Source organism: Amycolatopsis vastitatis (assembly GCF_002234595.1).
GTDB lineage: Bacteria > Actinomycetota > Actinomycetes > Mycobacteriales > Pseudonocardiaceae > Amycolatopsis > Amycolatopsis vastitatis.
This window is the reverse complement of sequence record NZ_NMUL01000007.1, coordinates 228,653-246,638: the sequence shown is the minus strand read 5'-3', so window position 1 is coordinate 246,638 and position 17,986 is coordinate 228,653. Positions and strand designations below refer to the sequence as shown.

Annotated in this window: 17 protein-coding genes; 5 read left to right on the top strand and 12 right to left on the bottom strand. The window is 72.3% G+C overall.

Features of this window, described 5'->3' with window-relative positions; genetic code table 11:
* Positions 1–5 precede the first annotated feature (5 nt).
* The 3 genes from CF165_RS08315 to CF165_RS08305 all read right to left on the bottom strand — a co-directional run bounded on the left by CF165_RS08315 (position 6) and on the right by CF165_RS08305 (position 5,023).
* Positions 6–1,202, bottom strand: coding sequence for a GNAT family N-acetyltransferase (locus tag CF165_RS08315; protein ID WP_093946842.1), 1,197 nt, complete (start codon positions 1,200–1,202; stop codon positions 6–8).
* Between the two features lie 71 nt (positions 1,203–1,273).
* Complete coding sequence (locus CF165_RS08310) at positions 1,274–2,035, bottom strand: DUF4333 domain-containing protein (RefSeq protein WP_093946841.1); 762 nt, start codon at positions 2,033–2,035, stop codon at positions 1,274–1,276.
* A gap of 156 nt (positions 2,036–2,191) precedes the next feature.
* A complete protein-coding gene (locus tag CF165_RS08305; RefSeq protein ID WP_093946840.1) occupies positions 2,192–5,023 on the bottom strand; it encodes a DEAD/DEAH box helicase in 2,832 nt (943 codons plus the stop codon).
* 348 nt (positions 5,024–5,371) lie between these two features.
* Here CF165_RS08305 and CF165_RS08300 point away from each other — a divergent pair, with 348 nt between their 5' ends.
* Entirely contained in the window at positions 5,372–5,791 is a 420-nt protein-coding gene (locus CF165_RS08300) for a hypothetical protein (protein WP_240521498.1), read from the top strand.
* On the opposite strand, the gene CF165_RS08295 is transcribed toward CF165_RS08300, so the two are convergent.
* The 7 genes from CF165_RS08295 to CF165_RS08265 all read right to left on the bottom strand — a co-directional run bounded on the left by CF165_RS08295 (position 5,788) and on the right by CF165_RS08265 (position 10,700).
* A complete protein-coding gene (locus CF165_RS08295; RefSeq protein ID WP_093946838.1) occupies positions 5,788–6,669 on the bottom strand; it encodes a diacylglycerol/lipid kinase family protein in 882 nt (293 codons plus the stop codon). The genes CF165_RS08300 and CF165_RS08295 overlap by 4 nt on opposite strands.
* A complete protein-coding gene (gene tatC / locus CF165_RS08290) occupies positions 6,669–7,640 on the bottom strand; it encodes a twin-arginine translocase subunit TatC (protein WP_093946837.1) in 972 nt (323 codons plus the stop codon). Before tatC ends, CF165_RS08295 begins: the two co-directional genes overlap by 1 nt.
* A gap of 86 nt (positions 7,641–7,726) precedes the next feature.
* Complete coding sequence (gene tatA, locus CF165_RS08285) at positions 7,727–8,044, bottom strand: Sec-independent protein translocase subunit TatA (RefSeq protein WP_093946836.1); 318 nt, start codon at positions 8,042–8,044, stop codon at positions 7,727–7,729.
* 31 nt (positions 8,045–8,075) lie between these two features.
* Complete coding sequence (locus CF165_RS08280; protein WP_093946835.1) at positions 8,076–8,288, bottom strand: bacteriophage holin; 213 nt, start codon at positions 8,286–8,288, stop codon at positions 8,076–8,078.
* A gap of 9 nt (positions 8,289–8,297) precedes the next feature.
* Complete coding sequence (locus CF165_RS08275; protein ID WP_093946834.1) at positions 8,298–9,278, bottom strand: helix-turn-helix transcriptional regulator; 981 nt, start codon at positions 9,276–9,278, stop codon at positions 8,298–8,300.
* Positions 9,275–10,258 carry a helix-turn-helix transcriptional regulator gene (locus tag CF165_RS08270; RefSeq protein ID WP_093946833.1) on the bottom strand — a complete coding sequence of 328 codons (984 nt, stop codon included), beginning with the start codon at positions 10,256–10,258 and terminating at the stop codon, positions 9,275–9,277. The genes CF165_RS08275 and CF165_RS08270 overlap by 4 nt, the downstream gene beginning before the upstream one ends.
* Positions 10,259–10,268: 10 nt before the next feature.
* Positions 10,269–10,700: a winged helix-turn-helix transcriptional regulator gene (locus tag CF165_RS08265; protein ID WP_020638253.1), complete on the bottom strand. Its 432-nt coding sequence runs from the start codon at positions 10,698–10,700 to the stop codon at positions 10,269–10,271.
* Between the two features lie 109 nt (positions 10,701–10,809).
* Here CF165_RS08265 and CF165_RS08260 point away from each other — a divergent pair, with 109 nt between their 5' ends.
* Both CF165_RS08260 and CF165_RS08255 read left to right on the top strand, forming a co-directional pair.
* Positions 10,810–11,730, top strand: a complete 921-nt coding sequence (locus tag CF165_RS08260; protein WP_093946832.1) for an NADP-dependent oxidoreductase — start codon at positions 10,810–10,812, stop codon at positions 11,728–11,730.
* Between the two features lie 103 nt (positions 11,731–11,833).
* Positions 11,834–12,532: an SDR family oxidoreductase gene (locus CF165_RS08255; protein WP_093946831.1), complete on the top strand. Its 699-nt coding sequence runs from the start codon at positions 11,834–11,836 to the stop codon at positions 12,530–12,532.
* On the opposite strand, the gene CF165_RS08250 is transcribed toward CF165_RS08255, so the two are convergent.
* Together CF165_RS08250 and pafA are read right to left on the bottom strand one after the other, a co-directional pair.
* The gene (locus tag CF165_RS08250) at positions 12,529–13,551 is read right to left on the bottom strand and encodes a WD40/YVTN/BNR-like repeat-containing protein (RefSeq protein WP_093946830.1); all 1,023 of its coding nucleotides are present in this window, start codon (positions 13,549–13,551) and stop codon (positions 12,529–12,531) included. The two genes, CF165_RS08255 and CF165_RS08250, sit on opposite strands and share 4 nt — an antisense overlap.
* A 98-nt stretch (positions 13,552–13,649) precedes the next feature.
* The gene (gene pafA / locus CF165_RS08245; protein ID WP_093946829.1) at positions 13,650–15,008 is read right to left on the bottom strand and encodes a Pup--protein ligase; all 1,359 of its coding nucleotides are present in this window, start codon (positions 15,006–15,008) and stop codon (positions 13,650–13,652) included.
* A gap of 143 nt (positions 15,009–15,151) precedes the next feature.
* Between pafA and CF165_RS08240 the strand changes: the two genes are divergently transcribed.
* Together CF165_RS08240 and CF165_RS08235 are read left to right on the top strand one after the other, a co-directional pair.
* On the top strand, positions 15,152–16,633 hold the full coding sequence (locus CF165_RS08240) for a bifunctional phosphatase PAP2/diacylglycerol kinase family protein (RefSeq protein ID WP_093946828.1): 1,482 nt from the start codon (positions 15,152–15,154) through the stop codon (positions 16,631–16,633).
* Positions 16,634–16,736: 103 nt separating this feature from the next.
* A complete protein-coding gene (locus CF165_RS08235) occupies positions 16,737–17,969 on the top strand; it encodes an alpha/beta hydrolase (protein ID WP_093946827.1) in 1,233 nt (410 codons plus the stop codon).
* The last annotated feature ends 17 nt before the right edge of the window (positions 17,970–17,986 follow it).

Sequence of the window (17,986 nt, the reverse complement as noted above, 5' to 3'; positions counted from 1 at the left end):
CCGTTTTAGAAGTAAGAACCGCTCCAGGACACGACGCGCGTGCCGAAGAGCACGTCCGCGGCCGCCGGAGCGGCCGGGTCACGCACCTCGATCCGGCCCGCGTCGGCCAGCGACGAAACCCGCCAGGTACCGAGGTAGACCATCGCGAGCGAGGTGACGTCGAGGCGGAGCGCGGCAGGCCCCTCGGTGCGCTCGGCACCGTCCGGGCCGATCCGGTAGGCACCGCCGTTGCCGGGCAGCAGCGGGTCCACCACCTCCAGGACGACCGGGGCGGCGTGCCCGTACTCGCGCGCGGCCAGCGCCTCCGGGACGTCGACGAGCCGGATCCAGTGCTCGTCGGCGACCTGCTCGACGGTGGCGTGCCGGTGGTCGGCCAGGATCAGCTCGATCGGCTCGTCGAGCGCACGTTCCTCGGCCACGACCCGGTCCACCAGATCCACGCCCAGCAGGAACCGCCACAACCCGGCGAACGCGGCCGGGGAACCGGCGAACAGGTCCATCACCTCCAGCTGCTTCGGCTGACCGTGCCCGCCTTCGACGAAGTACCGGGCGAACCCGTCCGGCCCGTCCGGCCCGTGGTGCACCACCGTCTTCATCGGCTGCGTCCGGCGGCGCGCCTGGTTCTCATACAGCCGCCACAGCACCTCCGGGCGCGTCATGCCCCCCGGCCGGTGCCGAAGACGCTCGTAGATGCCCGGGCAGACCTCGAAAGCCCGGTCGATCTCCAGCAGCTCGATCTCACCGCCCGCCGGCGCGTCCGGGCGCACCCGGGCCCGATGCCGGTCGACGCCGTAGGTGCGGCACCGCGTCGCCAGGCCGTAGCCGAACCGGCCGTAAATGGCGGCTTCGGAAGCGAGCAGGTTCGCGAACACCACGCCACGCCCCGCGAAGTCCTCCAGCTGCGCCGTCATCAACGCCCGCAAGATGCCACGGCGAGTCCGGTCGGCGCGGACACCGACCCCCGTGACAGCCGCCATCGGCAGCCGCGCCCCGCCCGGAACGGTCAACTCCGCGTCGAAAGCCCGCGCGGTGCCGACGAGGTCCGGCCCGAACGCCCCGAGCGTCCCGCCCGGCTGGTACGTCCGGGCCGTGCGCTCCCATTCGGTGTCGTCGGCGGGCGGAAAATGCACCGTGCCGCGGAACAAGTCACTCGCCCCGCGGTGCTCATCGACGCCCAGCGTCCGGATCTCGAAGTCGCTCATCCCCGGATCATCTCCGGAGACGACGAAGTCCGGCCACCGGAATTCCCGGCGACCGGACCTCGGTCACGCCACTACTTGGAGGCGGGCGGGGAAACCTCGTAGTTGCCGCCGTCGCCCTTCACCGTGATCGGCACCTGCTGCGGCTTGCCGGCGATCGTCGCGGTGCACTCGAACTTCGCCCCGTCCTCGACCTTCTGCTCGGCCGGGCAGGTGACCGCGGTGACACCGTCGATCTTGTACGTCTCGGTGAGCAGCTTCTGGACGTCGGTCTGCATCTGCGTGTTGTTGAAGACCTGCGTCTTGAAGAACCCGGGCGTCACGAAACCCAGCACACCGACCACCGCGAGCACCACGACCAGCGCCACGACCCCGATCAACAGGCCCTTCTTCGACGACTTCGCCGGCTGCTCCCCCTCCGGCGCGCCCTGACCCGGGAACTGCTGCTGGCCGTAGTCGTACTGGCCCGGCTGCGGCTGCCCGTACTGCGGCTGCGCCTGAGGACCACTCTGCGGATACGCCCCACCCGGCTGCCCGTACTGCGGCTGGGCCTGCGGCCCGCTCTGCGGGTACCCCGGCGGCTGCTGACCGTAGGGCGGGGGCTGCTGACCCCACTGCGGCTGCTGCGGCGGGCTGTACCCACCCGGCTGCTGACCCCACTGCTGCGGCTGCTGGGGCTGCTGCGGCTGGCCCCACTGCTGCTGGTTCGGGTCATGGGAAGGCGGCTGCTGACCCCACTGAGGCTGTTCCTGCTGGCCGCTCGGCGGGTACGCGCCGCCCGGCTGCTGCCCGTACTGGGGCTGCTGTGGGTCGTTGCCGCCATACGGCGTGCTCATCGTCTGCCTCCGCCTGCTTCGATCATCTCGCTGTCCACCCCGACCGCCGTCGAGCCGCATACGCACGGTGTCGACGCGATCCAACCACAGGTCGCAGCCGAGCACACGTGTCCACGCTCACCGCCTCCGCCGTCTGGAGCAGGGCTTACACGAAGTTCACGCCGCACCCGCGGCCACGACCCCCCGGCGAAGAGCCTTCACCGCGTCCGCCGCCGCCGCCCCGACCGGATCACCCTTGCCGAGCACGTCACGGATCTGGTCGAGCAGGTCGATCACCTGCCGCGACCACCGCACGAAATCACCCGCCGACAGCTCCTGGCCGTTCGCCTCCGCCGCCGTGAGCACCTTCTCCAAGGATTCACCACGCGCCCAGCGATAAACCGGCCACGCGAACCCGGCGTCGGGCTCCCGCGTCCGATCCAGCCGGTGCCGCCGCTCGTCCTCGGTCAGCTCCACCCACAACCGCGCCGTCTCCTGCCACGCCTCGGGCACCGCACCACCCGGCAACCGCGGCTCACCCGCCGTGTCACGACGCGCTTCGAACACCAGCGTCGACACGACCGCGGCCAGCTCCGCCGGGTTCAGGTCACGCCACACCCCGTGCCGGATGCACTCCGCCGCCAGCAGATCCGACTCGCTGTAGAGCCGGGTCAGCCGCCGCCCGTGCTCGGTGACCCGATCCTCGCCATCCCCCGCCGACTCCGGCCCCAGTCCATCCATGCCCCCGCCACCACCCTCAACGGAGGCGCTTCGCGCCGCTGCCAGATAACCGCGCTCACCCAGCAACGCCAAGATCCGGTCGAACGCCCGCGCCAGCGAGTGCGTCGTCGCGGCCACCTTCCGCTCCAGCTGCTGCGTCTCCGCGGCCAGCCGCTGGTACCGCTCGACCCAGCGCAGGTTCGCCTCCCGCTCGGCCAGCCCATGACCCGGATGCGCCCGCAACGCCCGCCGCAACGCGGCCAGCTCACCGTCCTCGTTCGCCCCCGAACGCCGCTTCTGCTTACCCGGCAACGAAATCCCCGCGTTCCGCAACGTCGAAGCGATGTCACGACGCGTCTTCGGCGAACGCAGCTCGATGTGCTTCGGCAGCTTGATCCGCCCCAGCGCCTCCACCGGCGCCGGGAAGTCCGCCACCGACAACGGCCCCGACCAGCGATCCTCCGTCACCACGACCGGCCGCGGCTCCCGGATCGGATCGAGCCCCGGATCGACGACCACCGCCAGCCCCGCCCGGCGACCCGCCGGAACCGCGATCACATCACCCTTCCGCAGCTTCTCCAGCGACTCCGCCGTACCCGCGCGCCGCACCGCGGTGTTCTGCCGCGACAACGCCTTCTCCCGCGCCGAAATCTTCGCCCGCAGCTCGACGTACTCCAGCATCTCGTCGAAATCCCCGGTCACCGCGGCCGTATAGCCCTTGAGGGCCTCCTTGTTCCGCTCGATCCGGCGCGCCGTACCCACCACCGACCGGTCGGCCTGGAACTGCGCGAACGACTGCTCCAGCAGCTCACGAGCCTCCGCCGCACCGACCTGCGCGACCAGGTTCACCGCCATGTTGTAGCCGGGCCGGAACGACGACCGCAGCGGATACGTCCGCGTCGACGCCAGCCCCGCCACCTGCTTCGGATCCACCCCCGGCTGCCACGCCACCACGGCATGGCCCTCGACGTCGATCCCCCGCCGCCCCGCCCGCCCGGTCAGCTGCGTGTACTCCCCCGGCGTCAGGTCCACGTGCGCCTCGCCGTTGTACTTCACCAGGCGTTCCAGCACCACCGTGCGAGCCGGCATGTTGATCCCCAGCGCCAGCGTCTCGGTCGCGAACACGACCTTCACCAGCCCCCGGACGAACAGCTCCTCGACGGTCTCCTTGAACGCCGGCAGCAACCCGGCGTGGTGCCCCGCGATACCTCGCTCGAGGGCCTCCCGCCATTCCCAGTACCCCAGCACCCCGAGATCACCCTCGGGCAGATCGGCCGTGCGCTCCTCGATGACCCGGCGGATCTCCTCGACCTCACCCGGCCCGTTCAGCCGCAACCCCGACCGCACGCACTGCGCCACCGCCGCATCACACCCGGCACGCGAAAAGATGAACACGATCGCCGGCAGCAACCCCGCCCGGTCCAGCTGCTCGACCACGTCCACCCGCGACGGCGGCCGGAACCGCGGCATCCGCGACGGCGCACCCCGCCGCCCACGCGGGCCGCGGAAACCCGCCGGCGCGTACTGGCGGCCGATCTCCTCGGTCCGGCGCAGCAAGGTCGGGTTGATGCGCAGCTCCGCGCCGGGCGCGTGGACGTCCTCGCCGGCGAACAGGTCCAGCAGGCGGTTCCCGACGAGCATGTGCTGCCACAGCGGCACCGGCCGGTGCTCGTCGACGACCACAGTCGTGTCACCCCGCACCTCGACCAGCCACTCGCCGAACTCCTCGGCGTTGCTGACCGTCGCCGACAGCCCCACCACGCGGACGTGCTCGGGCAGGTGCAGGATCACCTCCTCCCAGACCGCGCCGCGGAACCGGTCGGCGAGGTAGTGCACCTCGTCCATGACCACGTACCCGAGGTCGGTGATGGTGGAGGAACCGGCGTACAGCATGTTCCGCAGCACCTCGGTGGTCATCACGACCACCTGGGCGTTCCCGTTGATCGAGGTGTCCCCGGTCAGCAGGCCGACGGCGTCGTTGCCGTATCGGGCGGCGAGGTCGGCGTACTTCTGGTTCGACAACGCCTTGATCGGCGTCGTGTAGAAGCACTTGCGGCCCTCGGCCAGCGCCAGGTGCACGGCGAACTCGCCGACCACGGTCTTGCCCGCCCCGGTGGGCGCGCAGACGAGCACGCCGTGACCGCCCTCGAGGGCCTCGCACCCGCGGATCTGGAACTGGTCGAACTCGAAGGACGCCTCCGCGGCGAAGCGGGTCAGCTGGGGGTACTTCCCGCGGCGCGTGGAGGCCGAATAGGCCTCGGCCGGGGAGGGAGAAGGGCTACTGGCCACCTCGTCAGGGTTTCACATCCCCCCGGCCGCCCGCACGTCGCGTGACCGACGGCGTGGCTCGCCCGGTCGTTGCGTCTTTTCGGCTGCTCGCGGGCAAGCTGGTGATCAAGAAAATTCGGCCGCTGTATAGGTCGTTATACACTTAGGTGGCGGGGGAACCGGGTTGTGGTGGGGCGCGTCGGATGCGGCATGACGGAACCGTGTCCCGGCTGTGGGCTGCTGGATCAGGTGCAGCGGGTGCCCGCGGTGTATCAGGGCGGTCATTCGTTCTTCCGGGGGCGGGCTCCGGCGGTTGTCGCGCCTTCCGGCGACGGGCTGGTGGTGGCTGCGGGTCGTCAGGTGAACGGGGTGTCGGTGTCCGCGGTGGCGCGGGCGCTGGATCCCTTCCCTCCCCCGCGCCGCGGTGGTGGCTTGCTGGCCGCGGTGATCGTGCTGGTGCTGGTCGGGAGCTGTTTTCTGGTGTTGCCGTTTTCGGCGTTCGAGGATCCGCCGCCGGGTGGCGCGGGGTCCGAGGTGGTGGGTGTCGCGGTGGTCTCGCTGCCCGCGGTGAGCGTGTACGTCGCCGCGGGGGTGCTGGTCTGGCTGTACGTGCGGCGGGTGCGGGCGGATCGGCGGCAGCGGCGTGGGGTGCCGGCGGCGCGGCAGGTGTGGGAGCAGGGCTGGTTCTGTCACCGCTGCGGCGGTGTGTACTTCGCCGACGCGGGCCGGCTGCTCACCCCGGCGCATTTCCGTCAGCTGGTGGCGCGTGCGGGCGGGTACGAGCGTTAGGCCAGGACCGTCAGTGCGCCCGGGACGCAGCTGACCGTCACCGGGACACTCCCCTGCGGCTCGCCGTCGGCGTAGGCGGGCCACGAGTTGCCGGTGAGGGTCACGGTGCGGGCGCGGAGGGTGCGGACGGCCGGGTGGGTGAGGTGCTTGCCGGTGCGCAGGCCGGGGAGCAGGCGGACGAGGCCGCGGCGGGTGGCGTGGCCGATGATCGTGACGTCGAAGACGCCGTCTTCGGGGTCGGCTGTGGGGCAGATCGGGACGCCGCCGCCGTAGAAGCGGGTGTTGCCGATCGCCACGAGGGTCGCGTCGAGCTCGAGGCGTTCGGTGCCGGTGTCGACGACGACGGGGCGGGAGCGGAACGCCGCCAGTTCGGCGAGGATCGCCAGGTCGTAGCGGCGTGGCCCGGACGGCCAGCGCATCCGGTTGGCGCGTTCGTTGACGCTCGCGTCGAAGCCCGCGCACAGCACTGTCGCGAACCAGGTGTCGCCGGCGCGGCCGAGGTCGATCCGCCGCCGGGCTCCCGATCGCAGGGCGGCCACCAGTGCGTCGACGGCGGGCAGCGGCTCGCCGGGGACGCCCAGGGCGCGGGCGAAGTCGTTGCCGGTGCCCGCGGGGACGAGGCCGAGCGCGACGTCGTGGTTCGCGCAGAACTGGACGCCCTGGTGGGCGGCTCCGTCGCCGCCGAGCACGATCAGGACGTCGAGGCCGGCGTGGTGGGAGGTCCGCATCAGTTCGCGGGACTCCTCGACGGAGTGGGCGACCAGGACGTCCAGCCGGTCCACGGCGGTGCGCAGCCGCTCGGCGACGGTGTCGGCGATCCGGGCGGCCGCGCCGTGCCCCGACGCCGGGTGGACGGCGAGCGCGGCGTGGATCCCCACTACGTGACATCGTCGGTGCTCGAGCGCCCGCCGGACGCGGTCGGGGTGGACGGCTCGTCGTCAACCGTGCTCGGCGTGTAGTCGAATGGTGCCGCTTCGTCGTCGGCGAGCTGGTCCCAGCCCTCGTCGTGGCGTTCGCGGTCCTTCTTGCGGTCGTGGATCCGGGCGAGCTGGACGGCGATCTCGAACAGCACGGTCAGCGCGCCGGCCAAGCCGAGCATCGAGAACGGGTCGGAACCCGGGGTGGCGAAGGCCGCGAAGACGAACAGGGCGAACACGATGCCGCGACGCCACTTCTTCAGCTGGACGTACTTCACGACGCCGACGCGGTTGAGCATCACGACCAGCAACGGCAGCTCGAAGCTGATCCCGAAGATGATCAGCAGCGACAGCAGGAACGAGATGTACTTGTCCGCGGTGAGGGCGGTGACGAACGCGTCCTGGCCGAAGCCCATGAGCAGCTGGAGGGCGTGCGGGAAGAGGATGTAGGCGAGGACGGCGCCGCCGGCGAACAGCACCGACGCGAAGCCGACGAACGTCAGCGCGTACTTGCGTTCCTTGCTGTACAGGCCCGGCGCGATGAACGCCCAGATCTGGTACAGCCAGGCCGGCGAGAGGAGCACGGCCCCGGCCGCGATACCGACCTTCAGCTGCGTCATGAAGGCTTCGAACGGCACGGTCTGCAGCAGCCGGCACCCTGCGGCGCTGTCGAGCCGCCGTTCCGGCGGGATGGCGCAGTACGGGTCCTTGACGAGGTCGCCGAGCGACGGGATCGGGCCGATCTTGGTGCCGAACCAGATGAACCCGATGATCCCGCCGATCACGACGGCGAGCATCGCGATGCCGAGGCGACGGCGGAACTCGTAGATGTGCTCGATGAGCGTCATCGTGCCGTCGGGGTTGGCGCGACGGCTGCGCCTGCGCCGCTTCGACAGGCGGCTGGCACCGTTTCCGGAGGCGGGTTCCGCCACGGGTTGTTCCGTTCTCGTCGGTGTCCGCCGGAGCGCGCCGGCTTCGGCGCGCTCCGTGGACCAGGGACCGGGTGTGGCCTAGCCGCTCAGCTGGCGTTCTTCTGCGGCTGGTCGGCGGCCTGCTGCTTCTTGAGTTCGTCGAGCTGCCGCTGCAGGTCGGCGACCTGCTGGTCGGTGGCGGCCGCCGGGGCGGGAGTCGCCGGGATCTGCTTGGTCTCGACGGGCTCGGCGTCCTCGTGCGAGGCGCTCTTGTCGCCTGCGAGGTCCTTGGTCTCGGCCTTGAAGATCTTCATGGACTTGCCGATCGACCGCGCCGCATCGGGAAGCCGCTTGGCCCCGAACAGCAGCACGACGAGCAGCACCAAGATGATCAAATGCCATCCTTGCAATCCGTTGGCGAACAAGATGGCCTCCTATCTGCGTCTGGTAGGGATGTTACCGGTTTTCCGGTTTCCGGCGGCGCTGCTCGAACGCGACGCGCAACGCTGCCGTCCGGGCGCGGATCAACCCCGCCCGGTCCTGGGTGTTCGTAGCCACCATGCTTGCGGTCTGCTGGAAACCACGCAAGACCTTGACGGTCCGCACCAGCAGGAGCAGGAGCAGCAAGAGGCCGACCGCGGCGAGCGCGATCGTGGGCAGGTACGGCACGTCCTCAGCCTAGTGGTCGCAGGTTGACGGAAGGTGACGGGCTCGGGCCACGGCGTCGGCGGCGCGGCGTCCGACGTCGGACGCGAGGTCGGCCGGGCTCTCCACCAGCGCTTCTCCGCCCAGCCCCAGGACGAGGCGCACCATCCAGGACTGGTCGGCGTAGCGCATCCGGATCCGCAGCCGTCCTCCGTCGAGCTCGTCGAGCTCCTCGCACGGGTAGTACTCGGCTACCCAGCGTGCGTCCGGGTCGAGGACCAGGACGGCCTCCCGTTGGTCGGGACGCTCGCGGAAGACGCCCTCGGAGATGTCGGTGGGGTGGGCGTGCGCGGGCGGCCGGGACGGCTCTTCGAGGACGGTCAGCTCGTCGATCCGGTCGAGCCGGAACAGCCGGACGGCCTCGGCGCGGCGGCACCAGGCCTCGAGGTAGCCGACCGCCTGCACGATCAGCAGCCGCATCGGGTCGACCGTGCGCTCGGTGATCTGGTCCTTGGACGCGGTGTAGTAGCGGATGCGCAGCGCTCGCCCGTCCCGCAGGGCCCGAGCGACCTCCTCGCGGGTCCGCGCGGTCTTCTTGCCTTCGCGCACTCCCCCGCCGACGACCACGCCGGCGGGCTGGGCCTGTCCGGCGGCGGACTCGATCTTGGCGATCGAGCGGCGGACCGCGTCGCCGTCGACCACGCCCGGCGTCTCGGCCAGCGCCCGCAGGGCGACCAGCAGCGCGGTCGCCTCGCCGCCGGTCAGCCGCAGCGGGCGGTTCATCCCGGCGTCGTGGGTGACGACGATCGTGTCGCCTTCGAAGGACAGGTCGATCAGGTCGCCGGGCCCGTAGCCGGGCAGCCCGCACATCCACAGCAGCTCGAGGTCCTTGCGCAGCTGTTTCGGCGTGACGTCGAAGTCCTGCGCCGCGTCGTCGACGCGGATGCCCGGGCGCGCCAGGAGGTAGGGCACCAGCGCGAGCAGCCTCGGCATCCGGTCGGTGGACCCGCTCACCGGCCGCTCCCCTGCCGGGCCACGACGGCTTCGAGCCGGTCCTGGACGGTCTTGGCCAGCACGTCGGGTTCGAGCACGACGACGTCGGGGCCCTGCGCGGTGATCCAGTCGGCCGCCGACTCCGGGAAGTAGAGCCCGATCTCGACGAGGTCGCCCTCTTCGCCGTCGACCGTGTACCGGCCGACCACGGTGCCGCGACGGCGGACCCCGGCGGCGCGGCCGTCGGCGACCCACAGCCGGGCGGTGGTCACCGGCGACTGCTCGCTGTCGCCGGTCGCGGTGACGAGCTTCAGCAGGTTGACTCCTTCGGGGCGCTTGACCTCGCCGGGTTTCCCGACGGCGCGGACCTGGCCGGTGACCCGGGACAGCCGGAAGCACCGGGTGGCCCCGCGGTCCCGGTCGTGCCCGACGACGTACCAGCGGGCCCGCCACGACACCACGCCCCACGGCTCGAGGGTGCGCATGATCCGCTCGGGCGAGCCGCTGCGGCGGTACTCGAAGCGCACGGCCTGGCCGTTCTGGACCGCGGCCAGCAGGGGCCCGAACGCCGGTTCGGCGCGCACGCGCGGCTCGACGACGGTGGGGGCCTGGTCGTCGACCTCCAGGCCGGCGGCACGCAGCTTCACGAGCGCGCCGTGGGCCTGCCCGGTCAGCTCCGGGGAGTCCCACAGCCGGGACGCCAGCGCGACCGCGGCGGCTTCGTCGGGGGCGAGGTCGATCTCGCCGAGCTCGTAGTCGCGGCGGGCGATGCGGTAGCCCTCGATGGCGTCGAAGGCGGAGTTGCGGCCGGTTTCCAGCGGGATGCCGAGCTCGCGCAGCTCGGTCTTGTCCCGTTCGAACATCCGGAAGTACGCCTCGTCGCTGACGGCGTCGCCGTAGCCGGGCACGATGCCGCGGATCCGCTCGGCAGTGAGGTACTGCCGGGTGGACAGGAGGGCCAGCACCAGATTGACCAGCCGTTCGGCGCGCGCGGTGGACACCCGGTAGAGCCTAGCCCGCGCCGCCTGGCTCGATCGTGAGGTCCGGTGTACGCGCGTCGTAGTCGGCGCGGGCGGCGTCGACGGCGTCGAAGTTGGCCTCCGCCCAGTCCTTGAACCCGGCCACCAGCGCGCGCAGGGATTCCCCCAGCGGCGTAAGGGAATAGTCGACGCGGACGGGCACCGACGGGGTGACCTCGCGGCGCACCAGGCCGTCGCGTTCGAGCACCCTGAGGGTCTGCGTGAGCATCTTCTGGCTGACCCCGGCGATGCGCCGCGAAAGGTCGCTGTAGCGCCGCGGGCCGTCACCGAGCGCGACCAGGACGAGGCTGACCCACTTGCCGGCGATCTCGTCCAGCAGCTTCCGGGTGGGGCAGGCCGCGAGATAGGCGTCGTAGGCGGCTCGTTCGGCCTGCCGCCGCTGTTCCGCCGTGCGCGTGGGCACCGGACGTACCTCCTGGTGGGGTGGGGCACCTGCGAGTGCGTACTTCCCGATGGAGAGTAGCTCCCCCTACGTTCGTGGGGAAGGTCCGGTTTCGGGAACGGAGACGAAGATGCGCGCGATGGTGGTCCGCCGGTTCGGCGGCCCGGAGGTCCTGGAGTCCGTCGAGGTACCGGAGCCGGTGCCCGGTCCGGGGCAGGTGCGGATCCGGGTGGCGGCGGCCGCGGTGAACCCGGTCGACCTCGCCACCCGCGCGGGGGTCCTGACCGGGGCCGGGGTGATTCCGCCGCGGGAGGTGCTCGGCCTGGGCTGGGACGTGGCGGGCACGGTCGAGACGGCGGGCGGCGGGTTCGCCGCGGGCGACGCGGTGATCGGCCTGCGCGACCGGATCGCCACGCCGCTCGGGGCCTACGCCGAGCAGATCGTGCTGGACGCCTCGGCGGTGGCACCGGCACCGGCGGGTGTCCCGGTTGCCGAAGCCGCGACCCTGCCGTTGAACGCGCTGACCGCGGCCCAGGCGCTGGACCTGGTCGAGACCACGGGGACGGTGCTGATCACCGGGGCGGCGGGCGCGGTGGGCGGGTACGCCGTCGCCTTGGCCCGGCTCCGCGGGCTGCGGGTGGTCGCGGTCGCCTCCGCCGCCGACGAGGCGCCGGTGCGGGGATTCGGCGCGGACGAGTTCGTGCCGCGCGGGCCGTCACTCGGCGACCGGGTGCGCGCGCTGGGGCCGGGCGGGGTGGACGCGGCCCTGGACACGGCGCTGCTGGGCCTGGAGGCGCTCGACGCGGTCCGCGGAGGCGGGGAGTTCGTCGCCTTCGCGGCGGGTGCCGCGCCGATCCCGCTGCGCGGGGTCAAGGTGAGCAGCGTCTGGATCAGGGCGGACGGCGAGCGGCTGGCCGAGCTGTCCCGGCTGGCGGAGAAAGGGGTCCTGCCGCTGCGGGTGGCGGAAGTCCTGCCGCTGTCGGAGGCGGCGGCAGCCCACGAGCGGCTGGCGGCGGGTGGCCTGCGCGGACGGCTCGTGCTGACGCCCTGACCAAGCGCCCCAATGTGGCGTTCGGTGCATCCAACGCACCCAATGTGGCGTTCGGTGCGTCCAGTGCACCCAACGCCACATTGGGGCGCTCTAACCTGAGCCCATGGATGATCGCGTTCTCCTCGTCACCGGTGCCTCCCGCGGCCTCGGCGCCGCCACCGCGCGGCTGGCCGCCGCCTCCGGGTTCAAGGTCGCCCTCGTCGCCCGCAAGCTCGAATCCGTCGCTCCCCTCGCCGCCGAGCTCGGCGAAGACCGCGCCCTCGCGCTCGGCGCGGATGTCGGCGACTGGCCGGGCATCTCCGCCGCCGTCGGCGAGACCGTGGAGCGGTTCGGGCGGCTCGACGCCGCCTTCGCCAACGCCGGGATCGGGGTCGGGACCTCCTTCTTCGGCGACGACGATCCCGACCCGCGCGCGTGGGAACCCATGGTCCGCACCAACGTCCTCGGCGCCGCCTACACCGCCCGCGCCGCCCTGCCCGCGCTGCGGGAGTCGTCGGGCCACCTGCTGATCACCGGGTCGGTCGCCGGCCGCTACATCCGCAACGCGAGCCTGTACTCCGTGACGAAGTGGGCCGTGACCGGGATGGCCGGGGCGATCCGGGAAGAGGCCGTCGGCACCGGAGTGCGCGTCACGCTGATCAACCCCGGCATGACCGACACCGACATCCTCAGCGACGAGCAGCGCAAGAAGCCGAACCTGCACCCCGACGACATCGCCCGCGCCGTGCTCTACGCCCTGTCCCAGCCGCCGTCGGTCGACGTCAACGAGATCCTCGTCCGCCCGACCGGCCAGGCGCTCTAGCGAAGGCGGGCGACGCGGCCCTGGGCGCCGCTCGCCCAGCAGGCCGCCCCGGCGCAGTCCACGGTGTCGAAGCTGCCGGTGTCGAACCGGGTCCAGTGCCGTCCGCCGTCGGGGCTGAGGTCGCTGCCGCCGGGGCCGACGGCGAGCACCGTCTCCCCGCGCCACGCCAGCCCGGAGCGGTAGCCGGCCGGGTACTGCGCCGGCGTCCGCCACGTGCGGCCGCGGTCGCGGGTCAGCGCGACGGCCGGGCCCGGCGCGTCCGGGTTCGCGAAGTCGCCGCCGATCGCGACACCCTGGCCCGGGTTCCGGAAGGCGAGGGCGAACACACCGGCTGACGGGCTGCTCGGCAACGGCGTGTCGCTCGCCGTCCAGTGCCGGCCGCCGTCGCCGGAGTGCAGGACGCGGGCGGTCGCGCCGCCGCCGGTGGCGAGCCAGGCGTCGAACGGCCCGGCCGTCGTGACGCACTGGCCGCTGGCCGCGAACCCGGCCTCACCGGGCAGCGCGGGCGGGAAGCCGCTGTCGGGGACCGGGTGCCAGCTGCGGCCGCCGTCGAACGTCGCCTGCAGCCGGAACCGGCCGTCGACCGGGTCGCTCATCGCCAGCCCGCGCCACGGGTCGAAGAAGGCGAGGCAGTCGTAGAAGGCCGCGGCGTCAGTGTTCTGGAAGGTCTGGCGCCAGTGCGCGCCGCCGTCGTCGGTCCGGTAGACGCGGGAGTCGGTGCCGGGGCCGATCGAGAGGACCACGGCGTGGCCGGCGTCGAACGCCTCGATGTCGCGGAACTGCAGCGTCTCGGTCCCGGGCGGCCCGACGGACTGCCAGGTCGCCCCGCCGTCGGTGGTCCGCAGGACGGTGCCCTGGGTCCCGCTGACCCACGCCACGCGGGCGCTGACGGCGGACAGGCCGCGGAACTGGGCGATGACGCCGGTCGGCGTCAGCTCCCACTTCGGCAGGCGCTCCCCCGCCGACGCGGGGACGGTGACCGAAACGAGCAGGGCGAGCACGAGCAGCACGACACGCATGGGGCGATCCTGCCGCAGTCCCGCCCCGACTTTCGTCGCGTCTGCGGAACGCCGTGAAGGCCACCTCGAGTTCCTCGAGGTGGCCTTCACGAACATCGTCAGAGCGAGCTGATCAGGCGTTCCACGCGCTCGTCGACCGAGCGGAACGGGTCCTTGCAGAGGACCGTCCGCTGGGCCTGGTCGTTCAGCTTCAGGTGCACCCAGTCGACCGTGAAGTCGCGGCCCGCGGCCTGGGCGGCGGCGATGAAGTCGCCACGCAGCTTCGCGCGGGTCGTCTGGGGCGGGGTGTCCTTGGCCGCCTCGATCTCGCCGTCGTCGGTGACGCGGCGGACCAGGCCCTTGCGCTGCAGCAGGTCGAAGATGCCCCGGCCACGGCGGATGTCGTGGTAGGCCAGGTCGAGCTGGGCGATGCGCGGGCTGGACAGGTCCAGGTCGTGCTTGTGCCGGTAGCGCTCGACCAGCCGGTGCTTGATCGCCCAGTCGATCTCGGTGTCGATCTTGCCGAAGTCCTGCTGCTCGACCGCCTCCAGCGCGCGGCCCCACAGCTCGACGACGCGCTCGTTCGCCGCGGTCGAGCCGTTGTCCTTGATGTGCTGGAGCGCGCGGGCGTGGTATTCGCGCTGGATGTCCAGCGCCGAGGCCTCGCGCCCGCCGGCCAGCCGCACCTGGCGGCGGCCGGTGAGGTCGTGGCTGATCTCGCGGATCGCCCGGATCGGGTTGTCGAGGGTGAAGTCGCGGAACTGGACGCCGGCCTCGATCATCTCGAGCACCAGGTTCGCCGAGCCGACCTTGAGCATGGTCGTCGGCTCGGCCATGTTCGAGTCGCCCACGATGACGTGCAGCCGCCGGTAGCGCTCGGCGTCGGCGTGCGGCTCGTCGCGGGTGTTGATGATCGGCCGCGAGCGGGTCGTCGCGCTCGACACGCCCTCCCAGATGTGCTCGGCACGCTGGGAGAGGCAGTAGACCGCGCCCCGCGGGGTCTGCAGCACCTTGCCGGCGCCGCAGATGAGCTGGCGGGTCACCAGGAACGGGAGCAGCACGTCCGCGATCCGGGAGAACTCCCCCGCGCGGGTCACGAGGTAGTTCTCGTGGCAGCCGTACGAGTTGCCCGCCGAGTCGGTGTTGTTCTTGAACAGGAAGATGTCGCCGCCGATGCCCTCGTCGGCGAGCCGCCGTTCGGCGTCGACCAGCAGGTCCTCGAGGATCCGCTCACCGGCCTTGTCGTGCGTGACGAGCTGGACCAGGTCGTCACATTCGGCCGTCGCGTACTCGGGGTGCGAGCCGACGTCGAGGTAGAGCCGCGAGCCGTTCGACAGGAACACGTTGGAGGAGCGTCCCCACGACACGACCCGCCTGAACAGGTACCGCGCCACCTCGTCGGGCGAGAGCCTGCGTTGTCCGTGGAAGGTGCACGTGACCCCGAACTCGGTCTCGATGCCAAAGATCCGCCGCTGCATTCCACCAGAGTAGGCGCTGCACCCCCGTCGACGGTGCGCCGTTCGGGCGTCGACACGCCCCCAGTACGCCACAGACGGTGAAATCTCGCCGAATCAGGCACGATTGGAGCACGGCTCTTGACGGCGCGCGGAAGGCGGACCTCTTGGCACACCAGCTCATCCGGACGTTCCGGCGGGTCGGCCGGACCGACCGCGCGCTGATGCGGCGCAGCGCCTCGATCCCGGCTTCGCGGGCCGACGACGCGCTGATGGCGCTGTCCAGGTCGGCGAACAAGTCCCGCCTGTGGTGGGGCGTCGCCGCGCTGCTGGCCGTCCGCAAGGGCGAGACCCGCCGCGGCGCGCTGCGGGGGGTCGTCGCGATCGCCGGGGCGAGTGCCGCGGCCAACCTCATCGGCAAGCCGCTCTTCCCCCGCCGCCGCCCGGCCGAAGAAGAGACGCCCATGCGGCGCCGCCTGCGGAAACGTCCCACGTCCTCGTCCTTCCCCTCCGGTCACTCCGCGTCCGCGGCGGCCTTCGCGACAGCGGTGGCGATGGAGTCGCCGCGGGCCGGGCTCGCCGTGGCGCCGCTGGCGCTGGCCGTGGCCTACTCGCGGGTCCACACCGGCGTGCACTGGCCCTCCGACGTGGGTGTCGGGCTGGGCATCGGGGTCGGCGTCGGCCTGGCCACCCGGCACTGGTGGCCCCTGCACGACGACGTCCCGGGCCGCACGGCCCACGACGCCGACGCGCCCGAGATGGTCGACGGTGAGGACATGCTCGCCGTCGTCAACCCGAACTCCGGGGTGGCGAGCCAGGACCCGACCGAGGACGTCAAGTTCGCCTGGCCCAAGGCCACGCTGCTCTACCCGGACCCCGAGCAGGGTCTGCGCGCCCAGCTCGAAGCCGAGATCGACGCCCGCGGCACGGTCCGTGCGCTGGCCGTCGCGGGCGGGGACGGCACTGTCGCCGCGGTGGCCTCGGTCGCCGCGGAGCGCGACCTGCCGCTCGCCCTGGTCCCCGCGGGGACGCTCAACCACTTCGCCCGCGACGTCGGCGTCAGCTCCATGCCCGACGCTGACGCGGCGACCGAGGTCGGCAACGCCGTCCGGGTCGATCTGGGCGAAGTCGAGATCGACGGCGGCGACGGCACCGCCCACCGCTGGTTCGTCAACACCGCCAGCCTCGGCGGCTACCCGGAGATGGTGCGGCTGCGCGAGAAGCTCCAGCAGCGGCACCCCAAGTGGCCCTCGGCCGCGATCGCGCTGGCGCGGACGCTGCGCCACGCCAAGCCGCTGACCGTCCGGCTCAACGGCAAGCGCACCCAGGTCTGGCTGCTGTTCGTCGGCAACGGCACGTACGCGCCGAAGGGCTTCGCGCCCAGCCGCCGGCCGGCGCTCGACACCGGCCTGCTCGACATCCGCTACCTGCGCGCCGACCTGCCCTATTCCCGGGCCCGGTTCCTGCTCGCGATGATCACCCGCAGTCTCGCCGCCAGCCACGTCTACCACGAGCTCGACCTGCCGGAACTGGACGTCGAGCTGCTCGACGGCAACCGCCGCGTCGCCACCGACGGCGAGGTCGGCCCGCTCGGCAACCGGTTCCGCTTCCGGTCGCGCCCCAGCGCCCTCACCCTCTACCGGCTTTAACGGCTCTTTACCTTCTCTCAACGAACCCACAGCCACTCCCCGCTAGCTTCGCGTTCGAGTTGGGGGCAACCATGCCCGCAACCAGGGGACGAGCGGGGAATCGATGGACGGGCACGGCCTGGCGAGCGTCATCCACCGGGCCGGGACCGATCCGGTGCTGCCCGGCGACGTCACCGCCCGCGCCCGCGACCTCGGCCCGCTCGAGTCGCCGCTCATCTGGCTCGCCTTGGCCTCGGCCGCCGCCGCCGTCCTCGCCGTCGTCGTCGCGCTCTGGTACCGCCGCCGCGTCCGGCGCTGGGGGTTCACCGCCTTCGGCGTGCTCCTGCTGCTGGCCGCGGTCACCGCCCTCAACAGCTACGTCGGGTACGTCCGCACTTCCGACGACCTCGCCCGCCTCCTGCAGCGCGGCCCCGGCGTCGCCAACCTCGCCGGCCGGCTGCTCGACGACGGCAAGGAAGCCCCCGAACCGTCCTCGGCGGACTCGTCGCCGGGCTCATCGGATTCGGCGTCCGCGCCGCACGCCGGCGCGGGCAGGGCCGCCGCCGGCCAGCGGATCGACGTCGTCAACCTCCCGGACCCCGCCCACGGGGTTCCCTCGGGCAGCAACTACGTCGTCCTCCCGCCCGGGTACGACACCGACACCGCCCGTCGCTACCCGGTCGTCTACCTGATCCACGGCTACCCGTTCGGCGGCCCCCGAGACTGGCTCACCTCCGGCGACGCCCCCGGCACGCTCTCGGCGTTGCAGCAGGCCAACGTCATCGCCCCGATGATCGTGGTCAGCGTGGACCTGACCGCGGGCAACCCGAGCACCGACTGGGAATGCCTGAACGTGCCCGGCGGCCCCCAGCTGGAGACCTACCTCGCCTCGACCGTCGTCCCGGCCGTGGACCACCGCTACCGCACCGTCGCCGACCGGGCCCACCGCGCGCTCGGCGGCATGTCCGGCGGCGGCTTCGGCGCGCTCAACATCGGCCTCCACCACGTCGACGAGTTCGCCACCCTGGTGATCGCCCTGCCCTACGACGACCTCAACGACTCCATCGGCATCCTCAACGGCAACCAGGCCGCGATCGCCGCCAACACGCCCCGCCGCTACCTGCCCGGCATGAAGTTCAGCGCGCCGATCTCGGTGATGCTCGCCGTCGGCACCGGCGCCCCCACCGACGTCGTCACCGCCCGGCGGATCGCCGACGCGCTCCGCGCCCGCGGCCAGGAGGCGGTGGTCCACGCCGAACGCGGCTTCAACCACACCTGGCACACCGCCCGCGCCACGCTGCCCTACCTGCTGGCCTTCGCCGACCAGAACTTCCGGGCCTCGCCCGCGGTGTCCTGAAACCCGGTTGCCGCGTC

Bases quoted from the DNA above. Each gene is read 5' to 3' on its own strand.
- CF165_RS08315 (WP_093946842.1), bottom strand. From the start codon at position 1,202: ATGAGCGACTTCGAGATCCGGACGCTGGGCGTCGATGAGCACCGCGGG.
- CF165_RS08310 (WP_093946841.1), bottom strand. From the start codon at position 2,035: ATGAGCACGCCGTATGGCGGCAACGACCCACAGCAGCCCCAGTACGGG.
- CF165_RS08260 (WP_093946832.1), top strand. From the start codon at position 10,810: ATGCGCGCGATGGTGGTCCGCCGGTTCGGCGGCCCGGAGGTCCTGGAG.
- CF165_RS08255 (WP_093946831.1), top strand. From the start codon at position 11,834: ATGGATGATCGCGTTCTCCTCGTCACCGGTGCCTCCCGCGGCCTCGGC.
- CF165_RS08250 (WP_093946830.1), bottom strand. From the start codon at position 13,551: ATGCGTGTCGTGCTGCTCGTGCTCGCCCTGCTCGTTTCGGTCACCGTC.
- pafA (WP_093946829.1), bottom strand. From the start codon at position 15,008: ATGCAGCGGCGGATCTTTGGCATCGAGACCGAGTTCGGGGTCACGTGC.
- CF165_RS08235 (WP_093946827.1), top strand. From the start codon at position 16,737: ATGGACGGGCACGGCCTGGCGAGCGTCATCCACCGGGCCGGGACCGAT.